This is a genomic window from Maribacter sp. IgM3_T14_3 (assembly GCF_049603095.1).
Taxonomy (GTDB): domain Bacteria; phylum Bacteroidota; class Bacteroidia; order Flavobacteriales; family Flavobacteriaceae; genus Maribacter.
Genome location: NZ_CP187138.1, coordinates 1,043,263 through 1,067,484, shown reverse-complemented (window position 1 = coordinate 1,067,484; position 24,222 = coordinate 1,043,263). Strand labels below are relative to the sequence as shown.

24 protein-coding genes are annotated in these 24,222 nt (G+C 34.5%); 18 read left to right on the top strand and 6 right to left on the bottom strand.

Translation table 11 applies throughout. From position 1 onward, the window contains the following. Positions 1-118 precede the first annotated feature (118 nt). Positions 119-931: a hypothetical protein gene (locus ACPF9A_RS04920; protein WP_424002191.1), complete on the bottom strand. Its 813-nt coding sequence runs from the start codon at positions 929-931 to the stop codon at positions 119-121. 107 nt (positions 932-1,038) lie between these two features. Between ACPF9A_RS04920 and rsgA the strand changes: the two genes are divergently transcribed. The 11 genes from rsgA to ACPF9A_RS04865 all read left to right on the top strand — a co-directional run bounded on the left by rsgA (position 1,039) and on the right by ACPF9A_RS04865 (position 13,892). After that, positions 1,039-1,992: a ribosome small subunit-dependent GTPase A gene (rsgA, locus tag ACPF9A_RS04915; protein ID WP_424002189.1), complete on the top strand. Its 954-nt coding sequence runs from the start codon at positions 1,039-1,041 to the stop codon at positions 1,990-1,992. Then, positions 1,989-2,441 carry a D-aminoacyl-tRNA deacylase gene (gene dtd / locus ACPF9A_RS04910; RefSeq protein ID WP_424002187.1) on the top strand — a complete coding sequence of 151 codons (453 nt, stop codon included), beginning with the start codon at positions 1,989-1,991 and terminating at the stop codon, positions 2,439-2,441. The genes rsgA and dtd overlap by 4 nt, the downstream gene beginning before the upstream one ends. Before the next feature lie 79 nt (positions 2,442-2,520). Continuing rightward, on the top strand, positions 2,521-4,413 hold the full coding sequence (locus tag ACPF9A_RS04905) for a DUF3857 domain-containing protein (RefSeq protein WP_424002185.1): 1,893 nt from the start codon (positions 2,521-2,523) through the stop codon (positions 4,411-4,413). A 6-nt stretch (positions 4,414-4,419) separates the two neighbouring features. Then, complete coding sequence (locus ACPF9A_RS04900; protein WP_424002183.1) at positions 4,420-6,447, top strand: transglutaminase domain-containing protein; 2,028 nt, start codon at positions 4,420-4,422, stop codon at positions 6,445-6,447. A gap of 88 nt (positions 6,448-6,535) precedes the next feature. Next, the gene (locus tag ACPF9A_RS04895) at positions 6,536-8,515 is read left to right on the top strand and encodes a transglutaminase domain-containing protein (protein WP_424002181.1); all 1,980 of its coding nucleotides are present in this window, start codon (positions 6,536-6,538) and stop codon (positions 8,513-8,515) included. A gap of 10 nt (positions 8,516-8,525) precedes the next feature. Further along, positions 8,526-8,852, top strand: coding sequence for a nucleotide pyrophosphohydrolase (locus tag ACPF9A_RS04890; RefSeq protein WP_133674707.1), 327 nt, complete (start codon positions 8,526-8,528; stop codon positions 8,850-8,852). Positions 8,853-8,889: 37 nt separating this feature from the next. Continuing rightward, a complete protein-coding gene (locus tag ACPF9A_RS04885) occupies positions 8,890-10,119 on the top strand; it encodes a 3-phosphoshikimate 1-carboxyvinyltransferase (protein ID WP_424002179.1) in 1,230 nt (409 codons plus the stop codon). Positions 10,120-10,198: 79 nt separating this feature from the next. Further along, the gene (gene queA, locus ACPF9A_RS04880; RefSeq protein WP_424002177.1) at positions 10,199-11,248 is read left to right on the top strand and encodes a tRNA preQ1(34) S-adenosylmethionine ribosyltransferase-isomerase QueA; all 1,050 of its coding nucleotides are present in this window, start codon (positions 10,199-10,201) and stop codon (positions 11,246-11,248) included. Positions 11,249-11,352: 104 nt separating this feature from the next. After that, positions 11,353-12,396 (top strand): 23S rRNA (adenine(2503)-C(2))-methyltransferase RlmN, encoded by a 1,044-nt coding sequence (gene rlmN / locus ACPF9A_RS04875; protein ID WP_424002175.1) that lies wholly within the window; start codon positions 11,353-11,355, stop codon positions 12,394-12,396. A gap of 267 nt (positions 12,397-12,663) precedes the next feature. Then, a complete protein-coding gene (locus ACPF9A_RS04870) occupies positions 12,664-13,035 on the top strand; it encodes a transposase (protein ID WP_024479941.1) in 372 nt (123 codons plus the stop codon). Further along, complete coding sequence (locus ACPF9A_RS04865) at positions 13,035-13,892, top strand: IS3 family transposase (RefSeq protein WP_424001329.1); 858 nt, start codon at positions 13,035-13,037, stop codon at positions 13,890-13,892. The genes ACPF9A_RS04870 and ACPF9A_RS04865 overlap by 1 nt, the downstream gene beginning before the upstream one ends. A 100-nt stretch (positions 13,893-13,992) precedes the next feature. Here ACPF9A_RS04865 and ACPF9A_RS04860 read toward each other — a convergent pair whose 3' ends face one another. Continuing rightward, positions 13,993-14,166, bottom strand: coding sequence for a hypothetical protein (locus tag ACPF9A_RS04860; RefSeq protein ID WP_424002173.1), 174 nt, complete (start codon positions 14,164-14,166; stop codon positions 13,993-13,995). 175 nt (positions 14,167-14,341) lie between these two features. Between ACPF9A_RS04860 and ACPF9A_RS04855 the strand changes: the two genes are divergently transcribed. From ACPF9A_RS04855 to ACPF9A_RS04840, 4 genes are all read left to right on the top strand, one after another. Continuing rightward, positions 14,342-15,319, top strand: a complete 978-nt coding sequence (locus tag ACPF9A_RS04855; RefSeq protein ID WP_424004427.1) for a polyprenyl synthetase family protein — start codon at positions 14,342-14,344, stop codon at positions 15,317-15,319. A gap of 144 nt (positions 15,320-15,463) precedes the next feature. Continuing rightward, positions 15,464-16,027, top strand: coding sequence for an RNA polymerase sigma factor (locus ACPF9A_RS04850; RefSeq protein ID WP_424002171.1), 564 nt, complete (start codon positions 15,464-15,466; stop codon positions 16,025-16,027). After that, on the top strand, positions 16,014-16,766 hold the full coding sequence (locus tag ACPF9A_RS04845) for a hypothetical protein (protein ID WP_424002169.1): 753 nt from the start codon (positions 16,014-16,016) through the stop codon (positions 16,764-16,766). The genes ACPF9A_RS04850 and ACPF9A_RS04845 overlap by 14 nt, the downstream gene beginning before the upstream one ends. A gap of 89 nt (positions 16,767-16,855) precedes the next feature. Then, entirely contained in the window at positions 16,856-17,938 is a 1,083-nt protein-coding gene (locus ACPF9A_RS04840) for a hypothetical protein (protein WP_424002167.1), read from the top strand. An 86-nt stretch (positions 17,939-18,024) separates the two neighbouring features. Here the strand turns inward: ACPF9A_RS04840 and ACPF9A_RS04835 are convergent, their stop codons facing one another. Next, positions 18,025-18,246 (bottom strand): zinc-ribbon domain-containing protein, encoded by a 222-nt coding sequence (locus ACPF9A_RS04835; protein ID WP_424002165.1) that lies wholly within the window; start codon positions 18,244-18,246, stop codon positions 18,025-18,027. A 69-nt stretch (positions 18,247-18,315) separates the two neighbouring features. Here ACPF9A_RS04835 and dnaG point away from each other — a divergent pair, with 69 nt between their 5' ends. Further along, a complete protein-coding gene (dnaG, locus tag ACPF9A_RS04830) occupies positions 18,316-20,301 on the top strand; it encodes a DNA primase (protein WP_424002163.1) in 1,986 nt (661 codons plus the stop codon). Positions 20,302-20,376: 75 nt separating this feature from the next. On the opposite strand, the gene ACPF9A_RS04825 is transcribed toward dnaG, so the two are convergent. Both ACPF9A_RS04825 and nadE read right to left on the bottom strand, forming a co-directional pair. Beyond that, positions 20,377-21,006, bottom strand: a complete 630-nt coding sequence (locus ACPF9A_RS04825; protein WP_424002161.1) for a response regulator — start codon at positions 21,004-21,006, stop codon at positions 20,377-20,379. Between the two features lie 165 nt (positions 21,007-21,171). Continuing rightward, entirely contained in the window at positions 21,172-21,960 is a 789-nt protein-coding gene (nadE, locus tag ACPF9A_RS04820; RefSeq protein ID WP_424002159.1) for an NAD(+) synthase, read from the bottom strand. Between the two features lie 70 nt (positions 21,961-22,030). On the opposite strand from nadE, the gene gldB reads away from it, so the two are divergent. Continuing rightward, complete coding sequence (gldB, locus tag ACPF9A_RS04815; RefSeq protein WP_424002157.1) at positions 22,031-23,008, top strand: gliding motility lipoprotein GldB; 978 nt, start codon at positions 22,031-22,033, stop codon at positions 23,006-23,008. Then, on the top strand, positions 23,009-23,350 hold the full coding sequence (gene gldC / locus ACPF9A_RS04810) for a gliding motility protein GldC (protein WP_299325313.1): 342 nt from the start codon (positions 23,009-23,011) through the stop codon (positions 23,348-23,350). On the opposite strand, the gene ACPF9A_RS04805 is transcribed toward gldC, so the two are convergent. Further along, complete coding sequence (locus ACPF9A_RS04805) at positions 23,347-24,006, bottom strand: hypothetical protein (RefSeq protein WP_424002155.1); 660 nt, start codon at positions 24,004-24,006, stop codon at positions 23,347-23,349. The two genes, gldC and ACPF9A_RS04805, sit on opposite strands and share 4 nt — an antisense overlap. Positions 24,007-24,222 lie beyond the last annotated feature (216 nt).

Below are 24,222 nucleotides of genomic sequence, written 5' to 3'. Positions count from 1 at the left end.
GCTTTTTAGGTCTTTAAAATGATGCTTAACCATTACAAAAATCTACTAGAAAACCAGTAGGCAAAAAAAAGACCCGATGCTTTTGGCATCGGGTCTAAATATAAAATATGTTGGATTTCTATTGAATAGAGAAATCGAATACAGATTGGTTTTCTCTTCCTTGTGGTACTTGACCTTGGTAGATAAAGCAATACTCGCCTGGCTCTAAAGCATCAGGAGTAACTTTGAATTTATTTCCTTCAATTTCCTCTATGGCAAAGTTAAGCGCGTATTTAGGGTCTATACCGCTACTGCTTGTGATCCAGCTACTTTTACCAGTAATTACTTCTCTAAGGTTCTTATTCTCTTTTACAGTAAGTTTTACTAACACAAACTCGTTAGGGTTACTTGCCATTCTAAACCACCAGTTAAAAATACCGGCATCGCTACCTTGATTGTTTTGCATATTATCAACTTGAGTAACACTAGGATCAAAAATAAAGGTGAATTCTGGCTGACTTTGACGAATAACATTATTCGATTGTGTTTTCGGTAATTGAGCTTTTTGCTTTGCGTTGATTAAACCAGAAACTAATTTCTGTGCAACTTGATTAGAGTTTGCTCCAGAAAATACACTTGGTTGAACCAATTTGTCTTCACCACTTGCATCTGTAAAATAAATACCAGTTTTAGACATTGTGTTCTGTTTAGACTTATCCATAATTAATGACAAAACCTCAGAAGAAACTCCGGCATTTTTCATTTGCCCAAGAGCAGTAATAGATGCATCGAACTTAACATCCGAAGTGTTTATTTTATCAATAATCATATAATCATCGAAACCTAGCTCGACCATTTGTACTACAGATTCGTTGGTAATTGTTTCTTGGGCAACCCCAAAAGTAAATGCTGATAAAGTTAAAGTCAGTACGAATTTTTTGATGAATTTCATTTTCTTGATTTTGGTTGTTATTTACTAATATAGTTCTAATTCCAAATTTATATTAATTTTTATATTTAAAGCAGTTACTTTGTATAAAAGGAATGGATTTTGGATAAATGGTAGGAATTGTTTACAAATCTACGGGAAGTTGGTATACTGTTAAGGCAGAAGATGGCGATTTCTATGAATGTAGAATAAAGGGAAAGTTTAGAATTAAAGGTATAAAAAGTACAAATCCGGTTGCGGTTGGTGACTCTGTGCGTTTTGAGGTAGAGACTACTGGCGACGATACCTTTGGTATTATTAATGAAATTGAAAAACGAAAAAATTATATCATTCGTAAGTCTGTTAACTTATCGAAACAGACACATATCATCGCTGCAAATTTAGATCAGGTGTTTTTATTGGTAACGTTGAATAACCCGCCTACATATCCGGTTTTTATCGATCGATTTTTAATTACGGCTGAGGCATATAAAATTCCGGCAGTCTTGTTATTTAATAAAATTGACACATACACACCAGAAGAGTTAGATGAGATCAAATTCATGGCGGCCCTTTATCGTAAAATAGGATATACCTGTATTGGTATTTCTGCTGCAACAGGTAAAAATGTAGATAAGGTAAAAGAAATGATGGTGGGCAAGACCTCTATGTTTTCAGGTCATTCTGGGGTAGGTAAGTCGACATTAGTGAATACTATAGAACCTAATTTAGATATTAAGACAAAACAAATTTCTAAACAACATCTTCAAGGTCAGCATACCACAACTTTTGCTGAAATGTTCGATTTAAGTTTTGACGCACGTATTATAGATACTCCCGGAATAAAAGGTTTTGGTATTGTTGATATGGAAAAGGAGGAAATAGGCAACTATTTTCCAGAGTTTTTTAAGTTGAAACAACACTGTAAGTTCAATAACTGTATACATATAGATGAGCCAAAATGTGCCGTTAAAGATGCTTTAGATGCAGGTGATATTGCTTGGAGTAGGTATAACAGTTACTTACAAATGATAAAAGGCGAAGATGAGCATTATAGGGTAGATTTACACGACGAGAAAAAATGAGAGCAGTAATACAGCGCGTTTCTAAAGCTAGTGTAACGGTCGATCAAAAACAGATTAGCGCCATCGAAGGTGGTGTTCTAATTCTCATCGGCATAGAAAATGAAGATACCCAAGAAGATATTGATTGGCTAACGAATAAAATAGTCAACCTTAGAATTTTCAATGATGATGAAGGGGTGATGAATAACTCTCTACTTGATCAAAATGGCGAAGCTATTGTAGTTAGCCAATTTACGCTACATGCCAGTACTAAAAAAGGAAATCGCCCATCATATATAAAAGCAGCAAGACCAGAAGTAGCGATTCCACTATACGAAGCTTTTATTTCGACACTAGAATCAAAGATGAATAAGAAAGTAGGTACAGGTGTTTTCGGTGCAGATATGAAGGTAGAGCTTTTGAATGATGGACCGGTTACTATATTGATTGATACGAAGGATAAAACTTAGGATTCAATAAATTTTCTGCATATTTTGTAAGAAATATACCGTTTTTATCGTTAAGATAAAAACCAGCTGACCAAACCATATGCGCTTACCATTTTTATTACTGTTGTTCACGGTAACCCATTCCGTGCTTTCCCAAGATTACAATTTTTCAAAAATAGACCCTTCTCTTTTAAAGAATTCAGATGCAGTTGTTCGCTTAGATGAAAGCGCCGTTGTGCTCAAATCATTTGATAATATGGAGGTTAAGTCAAAAAGGGTCGTCACTGTTCTTAATGAAAGCGGTTCAAAACATGTAAATGCTACTTTTTTTTATGATAAAGAAACTTCGATAAAAGAACTGGAGGCACTAATACTTAATGGCAAGGGTAAGGAGATAGAAAAGTTTAAAGAAAAAGATTTTATTGATCAATCTGCTACTGGCGAAGGAACTCTTTATTCTGACTCTCGAGTAAAATTTCTAAGATATACTCCGGTAAAATATCCGTATACAGTTGTTCTAACTCAGAAATATACGACTTCAGATACAGCTTTTATGCCACGCTGGTATTTTATGGACGGGTATAGACTTAGTGTTGAAAAAAGTGAATTCAATCTAAATTTACCAGCACAAATAAAATATAGGTATAAGGAAAATAACCTAACAGCTTTTGAAGTGAAACGAAAAGAGTATGAATTTGGGGTAAAGTATACTGCTATTAATTTAATAGCTCTTGAATCTGAAGATTTTGACCCAGAGTTTAGAGATTTTGCGCCGAACGTTCAATTTGCTTTAGAAGATTTTCATTTAAAAGGAGTAGACGGTCATGCAACTACATGGAAGGAGTTCGGAGGTTGGATATATGATTCGCTTTTGAAAGAAAGAGGAGAACTAAGTCCTTCAACTATTCAAAAAGTAAAAAGTTTGGTAAAAGGTATCGAGGATCCAAAAGAACAGGTAAAAATAGTATACCAATTTGTTCAAGATAATACCAGATATATCAGTGTACAAATGGGTATTGGTGGTTGGGAGCCAATTAGTGCGAATGAGGTAGATAGGGTTAAATATGGTGATTGCAAAGGTCTAACGAATTATACAATGGTTTTATTAAAAGCGATAGGTATAGAATCTTATTATACCATAGTATCGGCTGGTGCAAATATGCAGAGTTTAGATGTTGACTTTCCTTCGTTACAGGGTAATCACGCTTTTTTGAATGTTCCGTTAGCCGATGAAGAACTTTGGTTGGAATGCACAAGTCAAGTAGTGCCGGCAAATTTTTCAGGCACATTTACAGATGATAGGTATGTGTTAAAAGTTGGTGCCGATGGTGGTGAAATGGTGAGGTCTAGAAAGTATTTGCCAGAAGAAAGTAAACAAACCACAAAAGCGAAAATTAGTATAAATGAAAGTGAAGTTAGCGCACAAGTAGAAATAAAAAGTACTGGAATACAGTATAATCAAAAATATGGGTTGTCTAGTGATAGTAAAGAAGATGTAGAGAAGTATTACAAACACCATTGGGATTATGTTAATGATGTTCAAATTCTACAACATGATATCGAAAATGACAAGGGTAATATTATCACGACAGAAAATATTGACATTAAAACATCTGGTTATTTGTCAAAAGCAGGTGATCGTCTTCTTTTCGCTCCGAATATGTTAAATAGAAATGAATTTGTGCCTAAAAAAGATAAAGATAGAAACCGAGATGTGGTGGTTAAAAGGGGGTACTTAGATGAAGATGAGTTTGAAATAGAAATACCGTTTGGTTACGAAATAGAGTCAAACCTAGAACACACAAAAGTTATTAACGAATTCGGTGAATTTGAAGTTAGTGTCGATCAGCTTTCAGAATCTACGTTGCTTTACAAAAGAAGTTTGTTAATGAAGCCTGGTAATTTTTCGAAGACAACTTATAATGATTATAGAGATTTCAGAAAAACTATTTCTAGAGTAGACGCATCTAAAATTGTATTTATTAAAAAATAAAAATCCATGAAATTACAGTTTACAATTATCATAGTTTTTATTTCGATTTTTATAAACGCACAAACTAACGATATAAAGTTTGGCAAGGTATCAATGGAAGAGGTTGGGCAGAAAGAACATAACCTTGACAAAGAAGCCGGCGCAGCTTTTTTGTTTAAAAAAGAACGTTTGGTGTATGATTATAATCCTAGTAAAGGCTTTAATTATTCTCGTAAAGTTCATTATAGAATAAAGGTTTATAAAAAGTCTGGATTAAGCTGGTCAACTATAACCGTTCCATTATATAATAACGGGGCTTTAAGTCAAAAAATTTATGGCATTGAAGGTTTAACTTATAATGTACAGGGTAATGAAATAGTAAAAGATAAATTGAAGAAAGACGGCGTATTTACTCAAAACATCAATAAGTATGAAGATAAAGTTTCTATTACCATGCCAAATGTAAAAGAAGGAAGTGTTATAGATATAGAATATGAAATTGCATCAGATTTCGTAGGTTTTATTGCGCCATTTGTTATTCAATATGGCATACCGGTAAATCAAGTGGATATTAAAGTAGAAATACCTGAATATTTTAATTTTAAGAAAAATGTTAGAGGGTTTTATCCTATTCAAATTGGTGAGGTAACAGAGAAAAAGAAGATTGATTTTCAATATAGACAAGAACGTGATACTAAAGCATTATTTGGTGGTGGTGAGCAGTCTGAAGGAATTAGAAGAGGTGATCTTGTGTATTTTGAAACAGATTATAATATTACCGCTATAAATATTCCTGCTTTTAAAGAAGAACAATACACAGATAATATCGAGAATTATAGAAGTGCAATAGTTTTTGAATTAGAATCTACAAAATTTCCAAGTGAAGGCTATAGAATGTATAGTCAAACATGGGGAGATGTTGCAAATGTTATTTACAAGTATGATGATTTCGGTGGCGAGTTAAGCAAGAATAAAGTTTTTAGAAAAGAAATTGATGTATTGATTTCTAAATATGCAGATAAAGCAGAACTCGCAGCTTCAATTTATAATTTTGTGAAAGAGAAAATCGTCTGGGATGGTTACTATGGTTATGGCTGTGATAACGGATTTGAAAAAACTTTAGAAGAGCAAAAAGGAAACGTTGCCGATATTAATTTAATGTTGACAGCAATGTTGAGGTACGCTGGATTTGAGGCAAACCCGGTATTGGTGTCTACCAAGAAGCATGGTATCCCGTTGTTTCCTACAACTAATGGTTTTAATTATGTTATAGCTGCCATTGAAAATAATGGCGATTATATTTTGTTGGATGCTACGAATAATATGTTAACAGTGAATGAGTTGCCTAATCGGGCTATAAATTGGTATGGACGTTTAGTAAGGGAAGATGGTAGTTCGGTTTCCATTGATCTTAGCCCTAAAAAATCATCTTCAAAAACTATTTTTATGAATGTTAAACTTCAGGAAGATGGCTTGGTTAATGGAAATATGAGAACCAGTTTAACAGATAATTTAGCATATGTTTATAGAGATGCCAACAGCATTAAAAATATTGAAGAAATTAAGGATGAAAAATCAGAATTGTTAACATATACAGAAATTTTAAATTTAGAAGTAAAGAATCTTAACGTGCCTGGTTTGCCAATGGTAGAAACCATATCGTTTGAAAATGAAAACGGATTAGAACGTATTGGAGAAAAAATATACGTAGATCCTATGTTGTTTTTGGCAATAAAAGAAAATCCGTTCAAAATGGAGAAAAGAGAGTATCCTATAGATTTTGTATTTCCAAGAACAGAGAAAATTAATATCAGTTTAAAAATACCTGAAGGATATAAAGTAGAGTACTTGCCAGAGAATTTAGCTATTGGTTTACCTGAGGGTAGGGGCATTTATAACTTTATCATGAAAGAGAATGGAAATATTATACAGTTAGTTAGTAGTTATGAAATTAAATATGCAATGTTTTCTCCTAATTATTATACTGCAGTAAAAGAGTTTTACAATCAAATTGTACAGAAACAATCAGAAAAGATAATATTGACTAAAATCTAAAAATAAGGGTTATTAAAACAGATTGAAAAAAGTTTAAATCAATCGTTCTGAAGTTATTTTTTAAATTGAATAAAACCAATCAACTCAAATGCATAAAATCATCCGTTTCATTTTTCTTATAGCGATCTCAATATTTTGTACTAACCTTATTCTAGCTCAAGATAACGTTGAGTTTGGAGCCATTTCACAATCTGAAAGTGAGTTTAAATCATACGGGAAAGATTCAGAAGCAACGGCCATATATCTTTATGAATACGGAGATAATTATTTTGAAATTAGAGATGATTATATCTACCTGATAACAAAATATCATGCTAAAATTAAAATACTAGAAAAAGAGGGTTTTGAATATGCAAATGTTGAAATACCACTTTATCATTCTAAGGACAGAAAAGAAAAACTTGTTGCGATTAAGGCGTTAACTCACAATGGCGCAATTAAAAATTCGGTAAAGAAAAGTGAGTTCTTCGAAGAGGAGATTAATGAGAAATGGTCTCAGACAAAGTTCACTTTTCCTAATGTACAAGAAGGTTCGATAATTGAGTATGAATACGAGATGCAATCTCCTTTTTATTTCAATTTTACAGGTTGGGTGTTTCAGTCAGACATCCCCAAGCTATACTCTGAATTTAATGCTAAAATTCCAGGTAATTGGTTATATAATAGAAGTCTTAAGGGAGATTTAAATTTAGATGTTAATGAGGCTGATATTGTAAAAGGATGTTTTGAGTTTCCAAGGGCTAAAGATAATAGTGACTGCGAATCTTTAAAATATGTAATGAAAGATATACCTGCATTTAAAGATTCTGAAGAATACATGCTTTCTTCCAATAATTACAGATCTAAAATAGAATTTGAGCTGTCTGAATATAAAAGTTTCTATGGTGGTACCGAAAAATATACCAAATCGTGGGATGATGTTGATAAAGAATTTAAGACTGATAAGGATATAGGTAGTCAGCTTCGTAAAAAGAGTTTTTTCGAAAAAAATGTAGATGAAAGTTTATTGACGGAAGGTGATGAACTTACCCGTGCAAAAAACATTTATGAATTCATAAAAAAACATTTCACTTGGAATGAAAAATACAGTATTTGGCAAGATAATAAGGTCAAAACAGCCTTTGATGAAAAAAGAGGTAATGTAGCTGAAATAAATATAGCTCTAATAAATCTTTTGAACGCGGCTAATATAAAAGCAAATATGATGGTTTTGGCAACTAGAAATAGGGGTTTGCCAAAGAAGACACACCCAGTTATGAATGATTTTAATTATATAATTGCAAAAGTTGATATTGAAGGGGAATCATATTTGTTAGATGCTACTGATAAATATATGCCTTTTGGTATGTTGCCTTTTCGTTGTTTAAATTATTATGGTAGGGTTATGGATTTTGATACTGAAAGTTATTGGTATGATATTGAACCAGAAAAATTAAATGCCAAAATGATTCGTGCTCAAATGACTCTTGATCCAGAAGAGAAGAAATTATCGGGCATATTTGATTTCATTAATATGGGGTATAATAAAGTTGCTCAAGATGAAGTATTGTCGACCACAAAAGAAGCTATTTATCTAGAGAAATTAGAAGAAGAAATTTCAGATGATTTCCATATTATTTCACATGAAAAAAACCTGAAATATTCTGATGATAAAAAAATTACCGAACGGTTCAATTTTGAAATTGAAAATGTATTTCAAGGCGATAATATTTATCTTAATCCGTTTGTCATAAAATTTTTTGAAAAAAATCCTTTTACATCTTCAGAAAGAAACTACCCTGTCGATTTCGGTTATCCGATTAAATACCAATATATTCTTAACATGCACATACCTAATGGATATAAATTAAAATCTATTCCTGAAAACAAAAGTTTTAGTATGCCAAGTGATGGAGGTATATTAAAACTAAATGAGTTAGATAATAATAGTGGTTCGATAAGTTTATTTTTTACTTTTGAATTGAATTCTGCACATTACAGTAATGGATATTATGCAGGGTTAAAACAGCTTTTTAATGAAGCTGTAAAAAGTCAGAATCAATCTTTAATTGTTTTTGAAAAAATATAGGATAATCAAAATGAACATTGAAAACGCACAACTAGCAGTAGATAATTGGATTAAGGAACATGGCGTTCGTTATTTTAACGAGCTTACCAATATGGCACAGCTAACAGAAGAAGTGGGCGAGGTCGCTAGAATTATTGCAAGACGCTACGGTGAGCAAAGCGAAAAAGAATCTGATAAGAACAAAGATTTAGGTGAAGAATTGGCAGATGTAATGTTCGTGGTTTTATGTTTAGCAAATCAAACAGGTATCGATTTACAACAAGCTTTCGATAAAAAGTTAGATTTAAAAACAAAGCGAGATCATGACCGTCATCACAGCAATAAAAAGTTGAAATAGGCGTATATTTGGCGTTCTATTTTTAAAATTATACGCATTGAAACTTCACTTAACTGGTCCGTCAAATCATCAATTAAAAGATACTATAACTATAACAGGTTCTAAAAGTGAATCTAACCGTAGTTTATTATTGGCTGCATTATTCTCAGATATTAAAATAGAAAACATTTCAAATTCTGATGATGCCCAGGTTATGGCAAAAGGTTTGAGAATTTCAGAGGGTACGGTCGATATTCATCATGCTGGTACGGCAATGCGTTTTTTAACGGGTTATTTTTCTTCTCAAGAAGGTAAAGAAGTAATTCTTACTGGATCTAAAAGGATGACAGAGCGACCTATTGAAATTTTGGTAAATGCCTTAAAAACTTTGGGTGCAGAAATCTCTTATGTACAAGATGAAGGGTATCCGCCGATAAAAATTAAAGGGCAACGTATCATAAAAGATAAAGTGAGTCTGCCTGCAAATGTAAGTAGCCAGTATATTTCTTCATTATTGTTAATTGCACCAAGTTTAGAAAACGGACTAGAATTAGAGTTGGTTGGTAAAATTACTTCGGTGCCTTATATAAAAATGACCCTAGCTTTGTTGGAAGAAATTGGAGTAGAGACTTCATTTGAGGGTAATATCATCAAAGTATCTTCTAAGGCAAAAGTGGCGCCAACAACATTGGTGGTGGAGTCTGACTGGAGTTCAGCCTCTTATTTCTATGGTATTTGCGCACTTGCAGCACCAGGCACAGAAATAACCTTGTCTGCCTATAAAAAGAAAAGCCTTCAAGGCGACAGTGTACTTGCCGATATTTACGCATCTTTTGGAGTAGAAACTACATATGGCGAAAATAAAATCACCTTAAAAAAGACCGATAAAAAGGTGTTAGCTGAAAATGAATTCGATTTAGCGAATGCGCCAGATATTGCGCAGACTATTGCGGTTACTTGTTTCGGATTGGGAGTAGGCTGCCATTTAATAGGTCTACATACTTTAAAAATAAAGGAAACCGATCGTTTAGAAGCTTTACATACAGAACTGTCAAAACTAGGTGCTACTATTTCGGTAACCGATAAAACACTTACCATCTTACCAACGGCTGAAATTAACGCAGATGTAGCTATAGATACGTATAACGACCATAGAATGGCAATGGCTTTTGCGCCTTTGGCAATGAAAACTACACTTTTTGTGAACGATGCAGAGGTAGTATCTAAGTCATATCCTGATTTTTGGAACGATCTAAAACAACTACATTTCAGTATAACGGAATTATAATTAACGTTTTACTTGACAAGGCCTATCTTCAGATTGTATATTTGCAGCCGCAATTTGCTGCATTAAATATAATAGCTACATGAAATTATCAAATTTTAGTTTTGAGCTTCCTAAAGAATTATTGGCGGAGCATCCTTCTGAAAATAGAGATGAGTCTAAATTGATGGTGATCCACAGAGATACCGGAAAAATTGAGCACAAGATGTTCAAAGACATGATCGACTATTTTGATGAAGGCGATGTAATGGTTCTAAACAATACTAAAGTTTTTCCTGCCCGTTTATACGGTAACAAGGAAAAAACAGGTGCGCGTATCGAAGTTTTTCTTTTACGTGAGTTGAACGAAGAGCAACGTCTTTGGGATGTTCTTGTAGATCCTGCACGTAAAATTCGTATTGGTAACAAACTATATTTTGGTGATGATGAAACATTGGTAGCTGAGGTTATCGATAATACTACATCTAGAGGTAGAACATTACGTTTCTTATATGATGGTGCATATGTAGATTTTAGAAGAAAACTTAGAGAATTAGGTGAAACTCCATTACCTAAATACATAAAAAGAGAAGTTGAGCCAGAAGATGAAGGTCGTTATCAAACGATTTATGCAAAGCATGAAGGTGCAGTTGCGGCTCCAACGGCAGGTCTTCACTTTTCTAAACACTTATTAAAGCGTTTAGAGATTAAAGGTATCGATTTTGCAGAATTAACGTTACATGTTGGTTTAGGTACTTTCAACCCAGTAGAAGTTGAAGATCTTTCTAAGCATAAAATGGATAGTGAAGAGTTATTTATTGATGAGAAAGCTACAGATATCGTTAATAATGCAAAGAGAGAAAAACGTCGTATTTGTGCAGTAGGTACTACAGCAATGAGAGGTTTAGAAAGTGCTGTTTCATCTAAGCAAACGTTGAATACTTATGAAGGTTGGACGAATAAATTTATTTTTCCTCCATACGATTTTAGTATTGCAAATGCGATGATTACAAATTTCCACTTACCAAAATCTACCTTATTGATGATGGTGTCTGCATTTATGGGTCATGATTTAATGAACAAAGCGTATAAAGAAGCAATATTGGAAAGCTATAAGTTCTATTCTTATGGTGATGCTATGTTGATTATATAAGTTCAAAATAAATCCTTTATTAAAAGGACAAATAAAAAATCCCGCTTTATCTGCAAATGGAGAAAGCGGGATTTTTATAATTAGTAATACCTACCTTTAAAGTGATGGAAGAAATAAAGAAAAAAGACATTCGGGCACTAACGCGAGAGCAGCTTAGGGATTTCTTTGTTTCTAATGGTGACAAAGCTTTTAGGGGAAACCAGGTATATGAGTGGTTATGGCAAAAAGCTGCCTATTCTTTTGATGTGATGACAAGTATATCGAAAGAAACTAGAGAGATGCTAGAAGCTAATTTTGTAATCAACCATATTAAGGTCGATTTAATGCAGCGTAGTAGTGACGGCACTATTAAGAATGCCGTTCGCTTGCATGACGATTTAATTGTAGAATCGGTCTTGATACCAACAAAATCAAGAACCACTGCCTGTGTATCTAGTCAGGTTGGGTGCAGTTTAGACTGTAGGTTCTGTGCAACGTCTCGCTTGAAACGTATGCGAAATCTGAATCCTGATGAGATTTACGATCAAGTTGTGGCTATAGACAATGAAAGTCGTTTATATTTCGAAAGGCCATTGAGCAATATTGTTTTTATGGGGATGGGAGAGCCGTTAATGAACTATAATAATGTATTGAAGGCAATTGATAAGATTACTTCTCCTGATGGATTAGGGATGTCTCCAAAACGAATTACCGTTTCAACTTCCGGGGTGCCTAAGTTAATTAAGAAAATGGCAGATGATGAGGTGAAATTCAAATTGGCTGTTTCGTTGCATTCGGCGATAGATGAGATCAGAACTTCAATTATGCCGTTTAATGCCAAGTTTACCTTAAGCGATTTGCGAGAGTCTTTAGTGTATTGGTACGAGAAAACAAGAAGTAGAATTACTTACGAATATGTAGTTTGGGACGGAATTAATGACACCCAGAAAGATGTCGATGCCTTGGTAGAATTCTGCCGCTTTGCACCTTCTAAAGTAAATCTAATAGAATATAACCCTATTGATGATGGCGAGTTCAAGCAAGCCTCAAACGCAGCCATAGATCGCTACGTTAATACATTAGAAAAGAATAATATAGTAGTAACCGTTCGTCGTTCTAGAGGAAAGGATATTGATGCCGCATGCGGGCAGTTGGCGAATAAGTCTTAAGGTAAGTACAAAGTATTAAGTGCGAGGTACAAAGTAAAGAGTACAAAGTATTAAGTACGAGGTACAAAGTCAGAAGTTAGAAGAGAGAAAATAGATAATAGACTTGTTACGAAGTGTAATATTTAGCAAAGCTAAACTTAGGAAATACAAAGTATTAAGTACGAAGTCCAAAATCAGTAATACTAGTTTGCAAAAGTAATAATATAGTATTAAGTAAAACGAATTACTGACCCGTCCTGAAATATGTATACAAAACACTTCAAGTATATGTATAAAAATGATGGATATGTAAAACGCTATAGTGAGAGCTTCAAGCTCAAAGTCTTGGCAGAACTTACCAAAGGAAACCATTCCAAAAGACAAATTGCATTAACTTACGGTATACAATCCAGTACTATAAACGTATGGATCAAAAAGTATGATCGTAAAGATTTAATGAATACCCGTGTAACCGTGCAAACAGACGACGAACTTTCCCGTATCAAAGCCCTTCAAAAAGAGCTGAAACAACTTAAGGACCTTCTTATTAAAAAGGACCTGGACAAACTGGTGACCGATAGCTATCTTGAGGTAGCCGCCGAAAACCTGGGCTATAGAGATGTTGAAGAATTAAAAAAAAACTTAAACATAAAGCCTTGATGAAAGTAGCACCGATAAACCGTAATGAAAGGCTGCATTCAATTGGTACTATCTGTAATGCCTTTGATCTGAAAAGAGATGCCTATTACAAATACCAAAAAAGGTTTCTAATCAAAAAACAGATAGAACAAGATGTAATCGAACTTGTTCGAAAAAGTAGAAGAACACTACCTCGAGAAGGTACAAGAAAACTCATGCGATCATTAAAAAATGAGTTTCATAAATATGACCTTAAAGTAGGCAGAGACCGGCTATTCCGTATCTTAAGAGAGAACAGGTTACTCGTTAGAAGAAAAAAATATTCTTCTAGAACCACAAATTCATATCATAGGTTTTACAAGTATGGTAATATTATAAAAGACCTTAATATCAATAGACCTAATCAAGTCTGGGCTTCCGATATAACCTACATCAGAACCATTAAAGGATTCTGTTACCTGGCCTTGATCACCGACATGCACTCACGTAAAATTGTTGGATATGACCTAAGTGATAGCCTAGAGCTAAAAGGTTGTGTCAGAGCTTTAAATAAGGCTATTTACAATGCTCAAAACATTGATCAACTTATTCATCATTCGGACAGGGGCATTCAATATTGCAGCAATGTATATACCCAAATACTAAAAAGAAAGAAAATCAAGATCAGCATGACAGAAGAGAACCATTGCTATGAAAACGCACTGGCCGAAAGGGTAAACGGTATCCTAAAAGATGAATTCTATCTTGACCAGACCTTTACCAGCGTGGTACATGCTAAAAAAGCAGCCAAAAATGCAATCAAACTATACAACTCTAAAAGATTGCATTTATCTTTAGATTATAAAACACCTAATTACGTGCATCAATATGCCGCTTAAAACTAATATTAATCTGTAGCCGTATTTTAGGACGTGACATACTAGAGCAATTGCTAGCGTAATATCTTAGTACTTTATACTTATTACTTATTACTTAATACTAAAAAACGCGAAGCGTTAAAGCCAAAAGCCAAAAGCCAAAAGCCAAAAGCCAAAAGCCAAAAGCCAAAAGCCAAAAGCCAAAAGCCAAAAGCCAAAAGCCAAAAGCCAAAAGCCAAAAGCCAAAAGCCAAAAGCCAAAAGCCAAAAGCCAAAAGCCAAAAGCCAAAAGCCATTTTGAGTTTGTTTTTTGAACTTGAACTTGAGTTTTGAACTTGAACTTATTTTTTCCAACAACCAACAACTAATTCCTAACCACCAACTCCTAATTACTCTAGAAACCATTATCTCCTCGCCAACTACTGTTAACTGCTAGCTTTTGACTAATTTTGGAGTCCAAATAAAGAGCAACTGAAAATAGTAGCACAAATAAAGGAACCTGTCTACCAGGAAATGGAGCTGTTTGAATCTAAGTTTAGAGATTCAATGACCTCTAAAGTGGCGCTACTCAATAGAATTACCCATTATATCGTAAATCGCAAGGGGAAGCAAATGCGCCCTATGTTTGTTTTTTTAACAGCAAAACTGTTGAATGACGGCGAAGTAAACGAGCGCACCTATCGTGGTGCATCGGTTATAGAATTGATACATACCGCAACATTGGTTCATGATGATGTGGTTGATGAAAGTAATAAACGCAGGGGGTTCTTTTCTATAAATGCCCTTTGGAAAAATAAGATTGCCGTTTTGGTAGGTGATTATTTACTGTCTAAAGGTCTTTTGCTTTCCATAGATAACGGAGATTTCGATTTGCTTAAAATTATTTCTGTTGCCGTTCGCGAAATGAGCGAGGGCGAATTATTACAGATAGAAAAAGCAAGGCGTCTAGATATTACAGAAGGTGTCTATTATGATATTATCAGGCAAAAAACGGCAACGTTGATTGCGGCATGCTGTTCGCTTGGTGCTTGTTCGGTTAAACCGGATAGTACAGATGTAGAAACCTTCAGGAAATTCGGAGAGCTCTGCGGTATGGCGTTTCAGATCAAAGACGACCTTTTTGATTATGGAACCAAACAAATAGGAAAGCCAACAGGTATCGATATTAAAGAGCAAAAAATGACTTTGCCATTAATATACGCACTGAACCACTGTACTAAAAAAGAGAAAAGCTGGGTAATCAATTCCGTTAAAAACCATAATAAGGACAAAAAGCGGGTCAAAGAAGTTATCGGTTTCGTAAAAGACAAAGGCGGATTGGATTATGCAGTATCTAAAATGCTACAATATAGAGACGAGGCATTAGAACTGCTAAGTACCTACCCTGATTCTGAGTATAAAAGTGCTTTAAAGTTGATGGTGAATTACGTGGTGGATCGTAAAATGTAAATCCGGTAAAAATTTTATTCATTTAATTAATTTTTAAACATTTGTAATTCAGTCATTTAAGAATTAATTTTATTTTTTTCATATCTTCAGGCAACTATAGTTACTTCTTCTGCGTCTATGCTAATAGAAGACCAAACCAATATTTTGAAAATTATACGTTTTTATAAAAACGAGCAACAGCTCATTAAAAAAGCAACATCGGGTAACCGCGATGCGCAAGAGCGTTTGTATAAAAAACATGCTCCAAAAATGTTGAGTGTCTGCCGGCAGTATATAAAAGATATTCATTTTGCGGAAGATGTAATGGTTCAGGGTTTTCTAAAAATGTTCAATAAGCTAGATACGTTTAAGTTCGAAGGTAGTTTTGAAGGATGGTTGAGGCGGATAATGATTCGAGAAAGCATCTCTTATTTAAGAAAGCAACAGTTTGTGGTGTATGACGATGAGGTGTATGAAAAGAATCGATCTGAAGAAATATCGCAAAGTACCGATTTAGATACCGAGCATATTCAACAATTGATAGATGCTTTACCGCAAGGTTATAAAATGGTATTTGTGCTGTATACCGTAGAAGGCTATAAGCATAAAGAAATCGCAGAAATGCTCTCAATTACAGGGAGTACTTCAAAAACACAATTATTAAAAGCCCGAAAATTGCTTCAAGAACAATTAAGGCAGCAAAATAGTATAGGGTATGGAAACCGATAAATTTGAAAAACACATAAAAACCAAGTTACAAGAGCGGAAGATTCATCCGTCAGAAAATGCTTGGTCCAAAATTTCATCAGAATTAAATACTGATACTGCAAAAAAGAAACCTGTGTATCTATGGATGGGCGTTGCGGCAAGTGTTATTGTATTAATAGGTGTTGCACTTTTTTACTTTAATGGCAGTGATGTGGTAAATGATATTCCAGCAGAAATTGTTGACATAGAAAAAGAAGATACTTTAGAAGAAGTAATTGCTAAAGAACCAGTGACTTTTAAAGAAGAAGAAAAATTGGTTTTAGTAGAAACAGGTACAAAGACAGAAAGTGTGGCTGTTGAAGTTGAGAAGTATAAAATGCCTGAAGAACAAGAGAATAAAACTTTAAATGATGCCGTTGAAATAGCAGTTGTAGAGCATGTATCTTCAGAAAAAGCGAGTTCTAAATTAAAAATTTCAGATGAAATTATTAATTCTAAAATTGCGGCTATAGTTGCTCAGGTAGATGTTTTAGAACAAAATAGTGCAGTTACAGATGCAGAAGTAGATTCCTTATTGAAACGAGCACAAGATGAAATTTTACGAGATAGAATATTTAATACAGATAAATCTGTCGATGCCATGGCTTTGTTGACAGAGGTTGAAGAAGAACTTGATCAATCTTTCCGAGACCAAATTTTTAATTCTTTAAAAGCCGGTTTTATAAAAGTGCGAACTGCAGTGGCAGACCGTAATAATTAATCAAACACAAATCGTTTTATCCTATATCTCTATAATATGCTATAGGGACAGGGGGCGGAGTATTATTCATCAAAAAAATCAAAATCGAAATGAGAACAATTACAATGTATTTAATCGTGGTGCTGACCCTATTTATGGTGCAAAATTCAGTAGCGCAAGAAGATTATCAAAAAACAGTAGAAATTTTAAAAGAGCAAAAGCTAAGTGTAACTAGACAAGAAAAGGAAGCTTTAAAATTTGAAATAGAAGCGATTTCTAAAAGATTAGAGAAAGGCGAAATCACACAAGAAGAAGCGGAGGCTCTGAAAATGGAAGCGGCCGAAAAGAGAGCTTTGAATATTGAAGATAGAATTGCTATTATCAATAATAAAGTTTCATTATTAGAAAGGAACAGCGGAGAGGTGAAAGAATTAGATACCCTGAATTATAAATTTGCTTTTCAAATCGGTTTTGGAGATGATGACGGTGATGGAGGGAAACTACTTGGTTTTAGACTAAATGAAAATTCAGATAGAATAGAACCTATGTATGACAGAAGAACATACTCAGATTTGGTTCTTGCTGTTGGTTTAAATAATGCTATTGTAGAAGGGCAGTCTTTAAATGATTCACCATATAAAATAGGCGGTAGTAGGTTTTTTGAAATGGGATGGCAGTGGCGTACTCGTGTATTTAAAAACACGAATTTTTTAAGGTTCAATTACGGTTTCTCATTTCAGTTTAACGGATTAAAAGCCAAGGATAATCAGTATTTAGTCTCCCTTGAAAACGGACAATCAGAACTTCAGGAGTACGATTATGAGCTAGATAAATCAAAGTTTAGAATGGATAATCTGGTTTTCCCGATACATTTCGAATTTGGTCCGTCCAAGTTGAAAACAACAGATAAAACCATGCGATATTCTTTAAAAAATCAATTTAGAGTAGGAATAGGTGGCTATGGCGGATTTAATATAGGCACTCGCCAAAAATTGAAATACAACCTTGACGGTGATAATGTAAAAGACAAACTGAAGCGTAGTTACAATACCAATGATTTAATTTATGGGGTAAGTGCATATGCAGGTATTGACGGGTTTCTATTATATGTGAAATATGATTTGAATCCTATATTTAAAGATGCCGTTGTAGAGCAGCACAACATTTCCTTAGGTCTCCGTTTCGACCTTTAATAAAAAATTCATCAATCAAATTAGCTGTGGTAACGTGCGTAAAAAACGTTACTACAGCTAATAATTTGTTTTAGATAGTTCTCTGTTCATCTCTTCGGTAAACTCATTTTCTTAAACCCACGTTTACAATGGCTGCATTCTATCGTAGTTGTGCTAGATATTTTAAAGAGCTTGATCCAAAATATATGAAAATAGTTCTTTTGTGCAACAGCTGTTAAAGTCCCGCGTTGATGGCAATACGGACAAGTGCTATTAAAAAGTTTTTTAGTTTCTGGCTTTCCTGGTCTAGTGCCAAAGAATAAAATCATAATGTGTACTTTTGAGGTTCTAATTTACACAAATTTATTTCCCTCCTTAAGAGGGATTAAGGTCGAAATATGATTTCAAAAATTACCATAGATAAAGTATATGAATCTGCTCGATTAGAAGAGGTTATTGGTGATTTTGTGCAGCTAAAAAAATCAGGGTCTAATTTTAAAGGACTTAGCCCTTTTTCTGATGAGAGATCGCCAAGTTTTATGGTATCGCCGGTAAAGCAGATTTGGAAAGATTTTAGTAGTGGTAAGGGCGGTAATGTGGTAGCTTTTTTAATGGAGCATGAGCATTTTACGTATCCTGAGGCTATAAAATATTTAGCGAAGAAATATAATGTTGAAGTAGAAGAAACCGAGCAATCTAACGAACAAAAAGAACAAGCTAGCGAACGCGAGAGCATGTATTTGGTATCTGAATTTGCCCAAACGCATTTTAAAGAAATGCTGTGGGAATCAGAGTTGGGTAAAGCTATAGGACTTAGTTATTTTAAGGAGCGTGGTTTTATAGATGAAACTATTAAGAAATTTGAGTTAGGGTATTGCCTAGATCAATGGGACGGATTTACAACTGCAGCGCTAGATAAAGGGTATAAACTAGACTACCTCTCAAAAACAGGATTGACCATTGTTAAGGAAGATCCTAACAACCCGAATGGGTCTAGAAAATTTGACAGGTTCAAAGGTCGGGTGATGTTTCCGATACATTCTCTAAGTGGTCGTGTATTAGGTTTTGGTGGTCGTATTTTAACGAACGATAAAAAGGCAGCTAAATACCTGAACTCCCCCGAAAGTGACATTTACCATAAGAGTAAGGTGCTGTACGGTATTTACCATGCTAAGCAGTCTATCGCTAAAGAAGATAATTGTTATTTGGTAGAAGGGTATACCGATGTAATTCAATTTGTACAACGCGGTATAGATAACGTAGTATCCTCTAGTGGTACGGCATTGACTCCCGAACAAATTAGGCTCATCAATAGATTGACAAAAAATATTACGGTTTTGTTTGATGGGGATGCAGCAGGGTTACGAGCATCGCTACGTGGTATAGATCTTATTTTAGAGCAAGGTATGAATGTGCGGGTATGTACATTCCCCGAAGGTGAAGATCCAGATAGCTTTGCGAAGAATAATGAGTTAGAAGATGTCATGAACTATCTAAATGACAACTCAAAAGATTTTATTCAGTTTAAGGCATCGCTTCTTGTAAAAGAGGCAAATAACGATCCAATAAAGAGAGCAGATACGGTAAGGGATATCGTGAATAGTATCTCTAAGATTCCGGATCGTATTCAAAAAGAGATTTATATTCAAGAGTGCGCCCAGATCATGAATATATCTGAGGCGGTTTTGTACAATACACTTGCCCAAATAGGGAAGAAAGAAGAGAGCAGTGTACAGGTACAGCAGAAAGAAAAACAGAAGGCATTTGATGTTGTTCGCAATACCGATGAGCATAAAGAAGAAAAAGTAGATGTACAATATATGTTGGAGCGAAAAATTATTGAATCGCTAATGTTGTACGGAAACCACAAAGAGCAGTTTGAAGACCTTGTGCTAAAAGAAAACGATGCAGGAGATTTGGTATTAGAGCCAGAGTTATCTGAGATTAAGGTATATGAGAAAATCTATTTAGATCTTCAAGAAGACGAAATAGAATTGGCGAATGAAGATTTTCGTAAAATGTATTCAAGGTTGATCGAAGCCTTGAATGAAAAAGAAGAATTTTCGATCACCAATTTTGTCAATGGTTTAGAGCAAGAGATGGCGAATCAGATTTCTTCTATTTTAATGGAAGAGGAACGCTATAAGTTGGATGACTGGGAGCGTAAAGAGATTTTTCCGAAGAAAAAAGAAATAGGTGTAGCACAATTGGTCAGTGAAACCATACTGACACTTCGTTGCTTTTTAATTAAAAAAAGAATGGCAACATTGCAAAATACTACAGAAGGGGTAGAAAAAGATAATAGAGAGGCATTAGAGGAGATTATGAACTATATACAGTTGAATAAATTACTTAATCAGAAATTGAATAGGGTTTTATCATAGTATAAAAAAATAGAGTGCATAAAAAAAGACCTGCTAAAAGCAGGTCTTTTTTTATTATATGACAGTTGTAAGAATTTAGTACAATTCTAAGGCTTTAGCCTGTTGTAATAAATCGACCATATTGTCTACATTTAACTTTTTCATTAAACGAGCTTTGTAGGTACTAACTGTTTTTTCATTTAGGTTCAATCCTAATGCAACTTCTTTGTTACGTTTACCACTAGCTAAAAGTTTTAATACTTCTATTTCTCTAGTAGAAAGTTTTCTAAAGAACCTTCTAGGTTTCTTAGTTCCTTCATCAAAAGCAAGACGTTGTGCAAGTTCGTTTGTAATGAACATGTTACCTTCACTTACTTTAGTTACTGCTGCAGTTATGTATTCTACACCAGAAGATTTTGATAAATAACCGAAAGCTCCTGCTCTAATGGCACTAAGGGCATATACATCTTCAGATTGACCGCTGTACATAAGTACTTTTACGTCTGCATAATCTTTCTTGATCTTGCGTAATGCTGCTATTCCATTTATATCTGGAATATCCATTTCTAACATGACCACATCGGGGGTTGTGTTTTTGAGTTTTTCAAACAGTTCTTCGGTAGTAGCTACCTCATCGATCAGTTCAAATCCCTCAGCGGCTTCTAAAACCTTTCTTACTCCCATTCTTATGATAGGGTGGTTGTCCGCTATTAAAATTTTGATCATTAATTAATTTTTTATATAGATTTTAGAACCTATTTTGTCTGAAAAGACTACATGCAATGTAAGGCTTAAAATTCTAAATTAGAAGTCAAAGTTGCATTATTTTATTAGGAACGTATAATTTTGGACTTTATTTTCGATTTAATACCTTGATTCTTAGTTGAGTTGTTATTTTAACTGTTTTGGTATCTCACAAACGGGTATTGGCAACATTTTGTGTTGGTTCATGGTATTCAATCTTGTAAAGATAGTGAAAACTTCCTTTTTCCTTCCTTCAAAATCATCAACTGTTTTGCCTTCGTCCTTCATGTCCATTGCCCATTCTAGCTCAGGGTAAGAAGCACCGATCTGATCTTCATCTGTTCTGTCATCGCCCCACAAACCATCGGTTGGTGCAGCACCTATAATCTCTTCATTTATGCCTAAAACCTTTGCTATGGCATAAACTTCGGTCTTCATTAAATCGGCTATAGGGCTCAAATCAACGCCACCATCACCGTATTTGGTGTAAAATCCAACGCCGAAATCTTCGACCTTATTTCCTGTACCGGCGACAAGGTAACGTTCTAGGGCAGCAAAGTAGTACAGGCTTGTCATTCGTAATCTAGCACGTGTATTTGCCAAAGACATAAAACGCTCTTCTTCATTTTCAACAGATGGCAAAGCAGCTACCAAGCTATCGAACACTGGCGTAAGATTCACAGGCTGCCTTTTTACATTAGGAAAATTAGCCTGTAACCAATCTATATGTCGAGATGCTCGGTCACTCTGATTCTCGGCTTGGTGAATCGGCATTTCTAGGCAAAGCAAGTCTAAACCCGTTTTTGCACAAAGGGTAGAAGTAACCGCAGAATCGATTCCGCCAGATATACCAATGACAAAACCTTTCTGTTTTGCATTGGTAGCATAATCCTTTAACCAATTAACAATGTGCTCAATTACCTTTTCCGTTTGCATACCGTTCTAATTATTTAGTAAAATCAATTAACTTTGCCATAAAAATAAGTTGAACACTGTGAATAATAAAATGTATTGTAAAATACTTGCCAAAGTCAAACCTATTTTTATACTATTATCAGTATTTACCATTCTTTATAGCTGTAATGATAGTGAAAAGGTAGCTGAAGAGATTGCTGCTATACCAGTAGATCTTAAAATTTCACGATTTGATCGTGAGTTTGCCGCTTCGGGTGAAAAGGGTTTACCTGCATTGCGTAAAACCTATCCTTATTTATTTCCGGCACCAGATAGTGTTTGGGTAGCCAAAATGAACGATTCTCTTCAAATTGAATTATTTCAAGAAGTAGGTAATGCTTTTCGCAGTTTTGAAGATGAAGAAAAAGGTTTAGAACAACTTTTTAAGCATATAAAATATTACTTTCCAGAATATACCCTACCAAAGATTATAACGGTAACCAATGATGTCGATTATAATAACCGAATTATTTTAACCGATAGTTTGTTGTTCATTAGTCTTGATAATTATTTGGGCTCCGAGCATATGTATTATGGCGGATTCCAAAGGTATATAGCACAATCATTAGATCGCAATTTTTTAGTAAGCGATGTTGCCAGTTCTTTTGCTAAGCAAGTAGTGCCAAGACCTAGAGACCGTACCTATCTTGCTCGAATGGTTTATTTTGGTAAAGAATTATACCTGAAGGATAAATTGATGCCAGAAGCTGAAGATGGTAAAAAAATAGGATACACCCAAACAGAAATCGATTGGGCAATTGCCAATGAAGAACCTATTTGGAGAAATTTTATAGAGAACGAATATTTATATAGTACAGATAATAAATTGAACCAACGATTTTTAGAACCTGCCCCTTTTTCGAAATTCGGATTGGAGTTGGATAATGAATCGCCAGGTAGACTAGGTCGTTATATAGGATGGCAAATAGTTCGTGCCTTTATGGAAAATAATGATGTAAGCATGAAACAATTAATGACCATGCCTGCAGATGAAATATTTAAGAAATCAAATTACAAACCGAGAAATTAGATGGCAGATTTACATACTTCAGAAATTACACTGCGCGTAGGATTAGATGAAAATAGAATTCCGGAAACTTTAAACTGGTCTGCACAAGACGGTGGTATTGAGAATGAGGCAGCAAAGGCAATGTTATTATCTGTGTGGGATAGTAAAAACCAAGAGTCTTTAAAAATTGATTTATGGACAAAAGATATGCCCGTAGATGAAATGAAAACTTTCTTTCATCAAACTTTGGTTTCTTTGACCGACACTTTTTTAAAGGCAACACAAGACGATAAAATGACGGCTACGATGAAAGATTTCTGTGATTACTTCGCAGAAAACCTAAATCTTAAAGAAAAAGATTAAGCTGTTTTCAACTTCTTTTTACCTTTCGTTTTTTTAATCCAGTAGACAATATAGATAGTTCCTAAAACGGACGGAGTCATCCATGCCCAAAGGGTGTCTTGGTGCATACCTGCAACTATAAATGCGGTAACCGAGGCAATAAGTGCACCTAACATTCTACTTAGGTGGTTTATGAGCCAAAGCTTCCTGTTTTCTAATGTGGTCTTAAATAGTTTATAATCTCCATAAGGTAGAAACAGACCTATTATTCCGAAGAACAGAAAAAGAATGCTGTGCGAATAGCCATTAATGAGTCCGGTAATACCAAAGCCAATCATTATCAGAGCCGAGAACGCCATTGTACCCGAAACCAATTGATCGGTCAAATTTGCTTTTGTTTTTTTGACAGATTTAAATGTAAGTGCTCTGTTACCCGCTAGCACCATATAAATTGTGAAAATACCGATCAAGAATAAAAAAGTATTAATGTGGTTGGGCATTCTCGCAATCACCAAAGAAATCGCAGAACTAATAATCATAGACCACGAAAACCATTTGCCCAATCGTTTATGGTTTAACCTTCCTTTTTTAACAATGATACTTGCGATACCGGTAATAAGCCCCACACCACCAAAAAAGGCATGTATGTAAATAAAGATTTCAATGATATTTTCCATGGTCGGTTGGTTTTATATTACTCAAAGATGGAGTATTAACAATCCATAAGATAAAAAATAGTTCTCAATTGTAGGTTTTGGATGCTGAGTTGAATTTGGAAGTACGAGGTAATCAAGTACGAGGTACAAAGTACAAAGTAGTAAGTAAGAGGTCTTAAGTCTTAAGTATAAAGTATAGGTCATTGCGAGAAGTTTTTCACGAAGTGGTAATCTGTG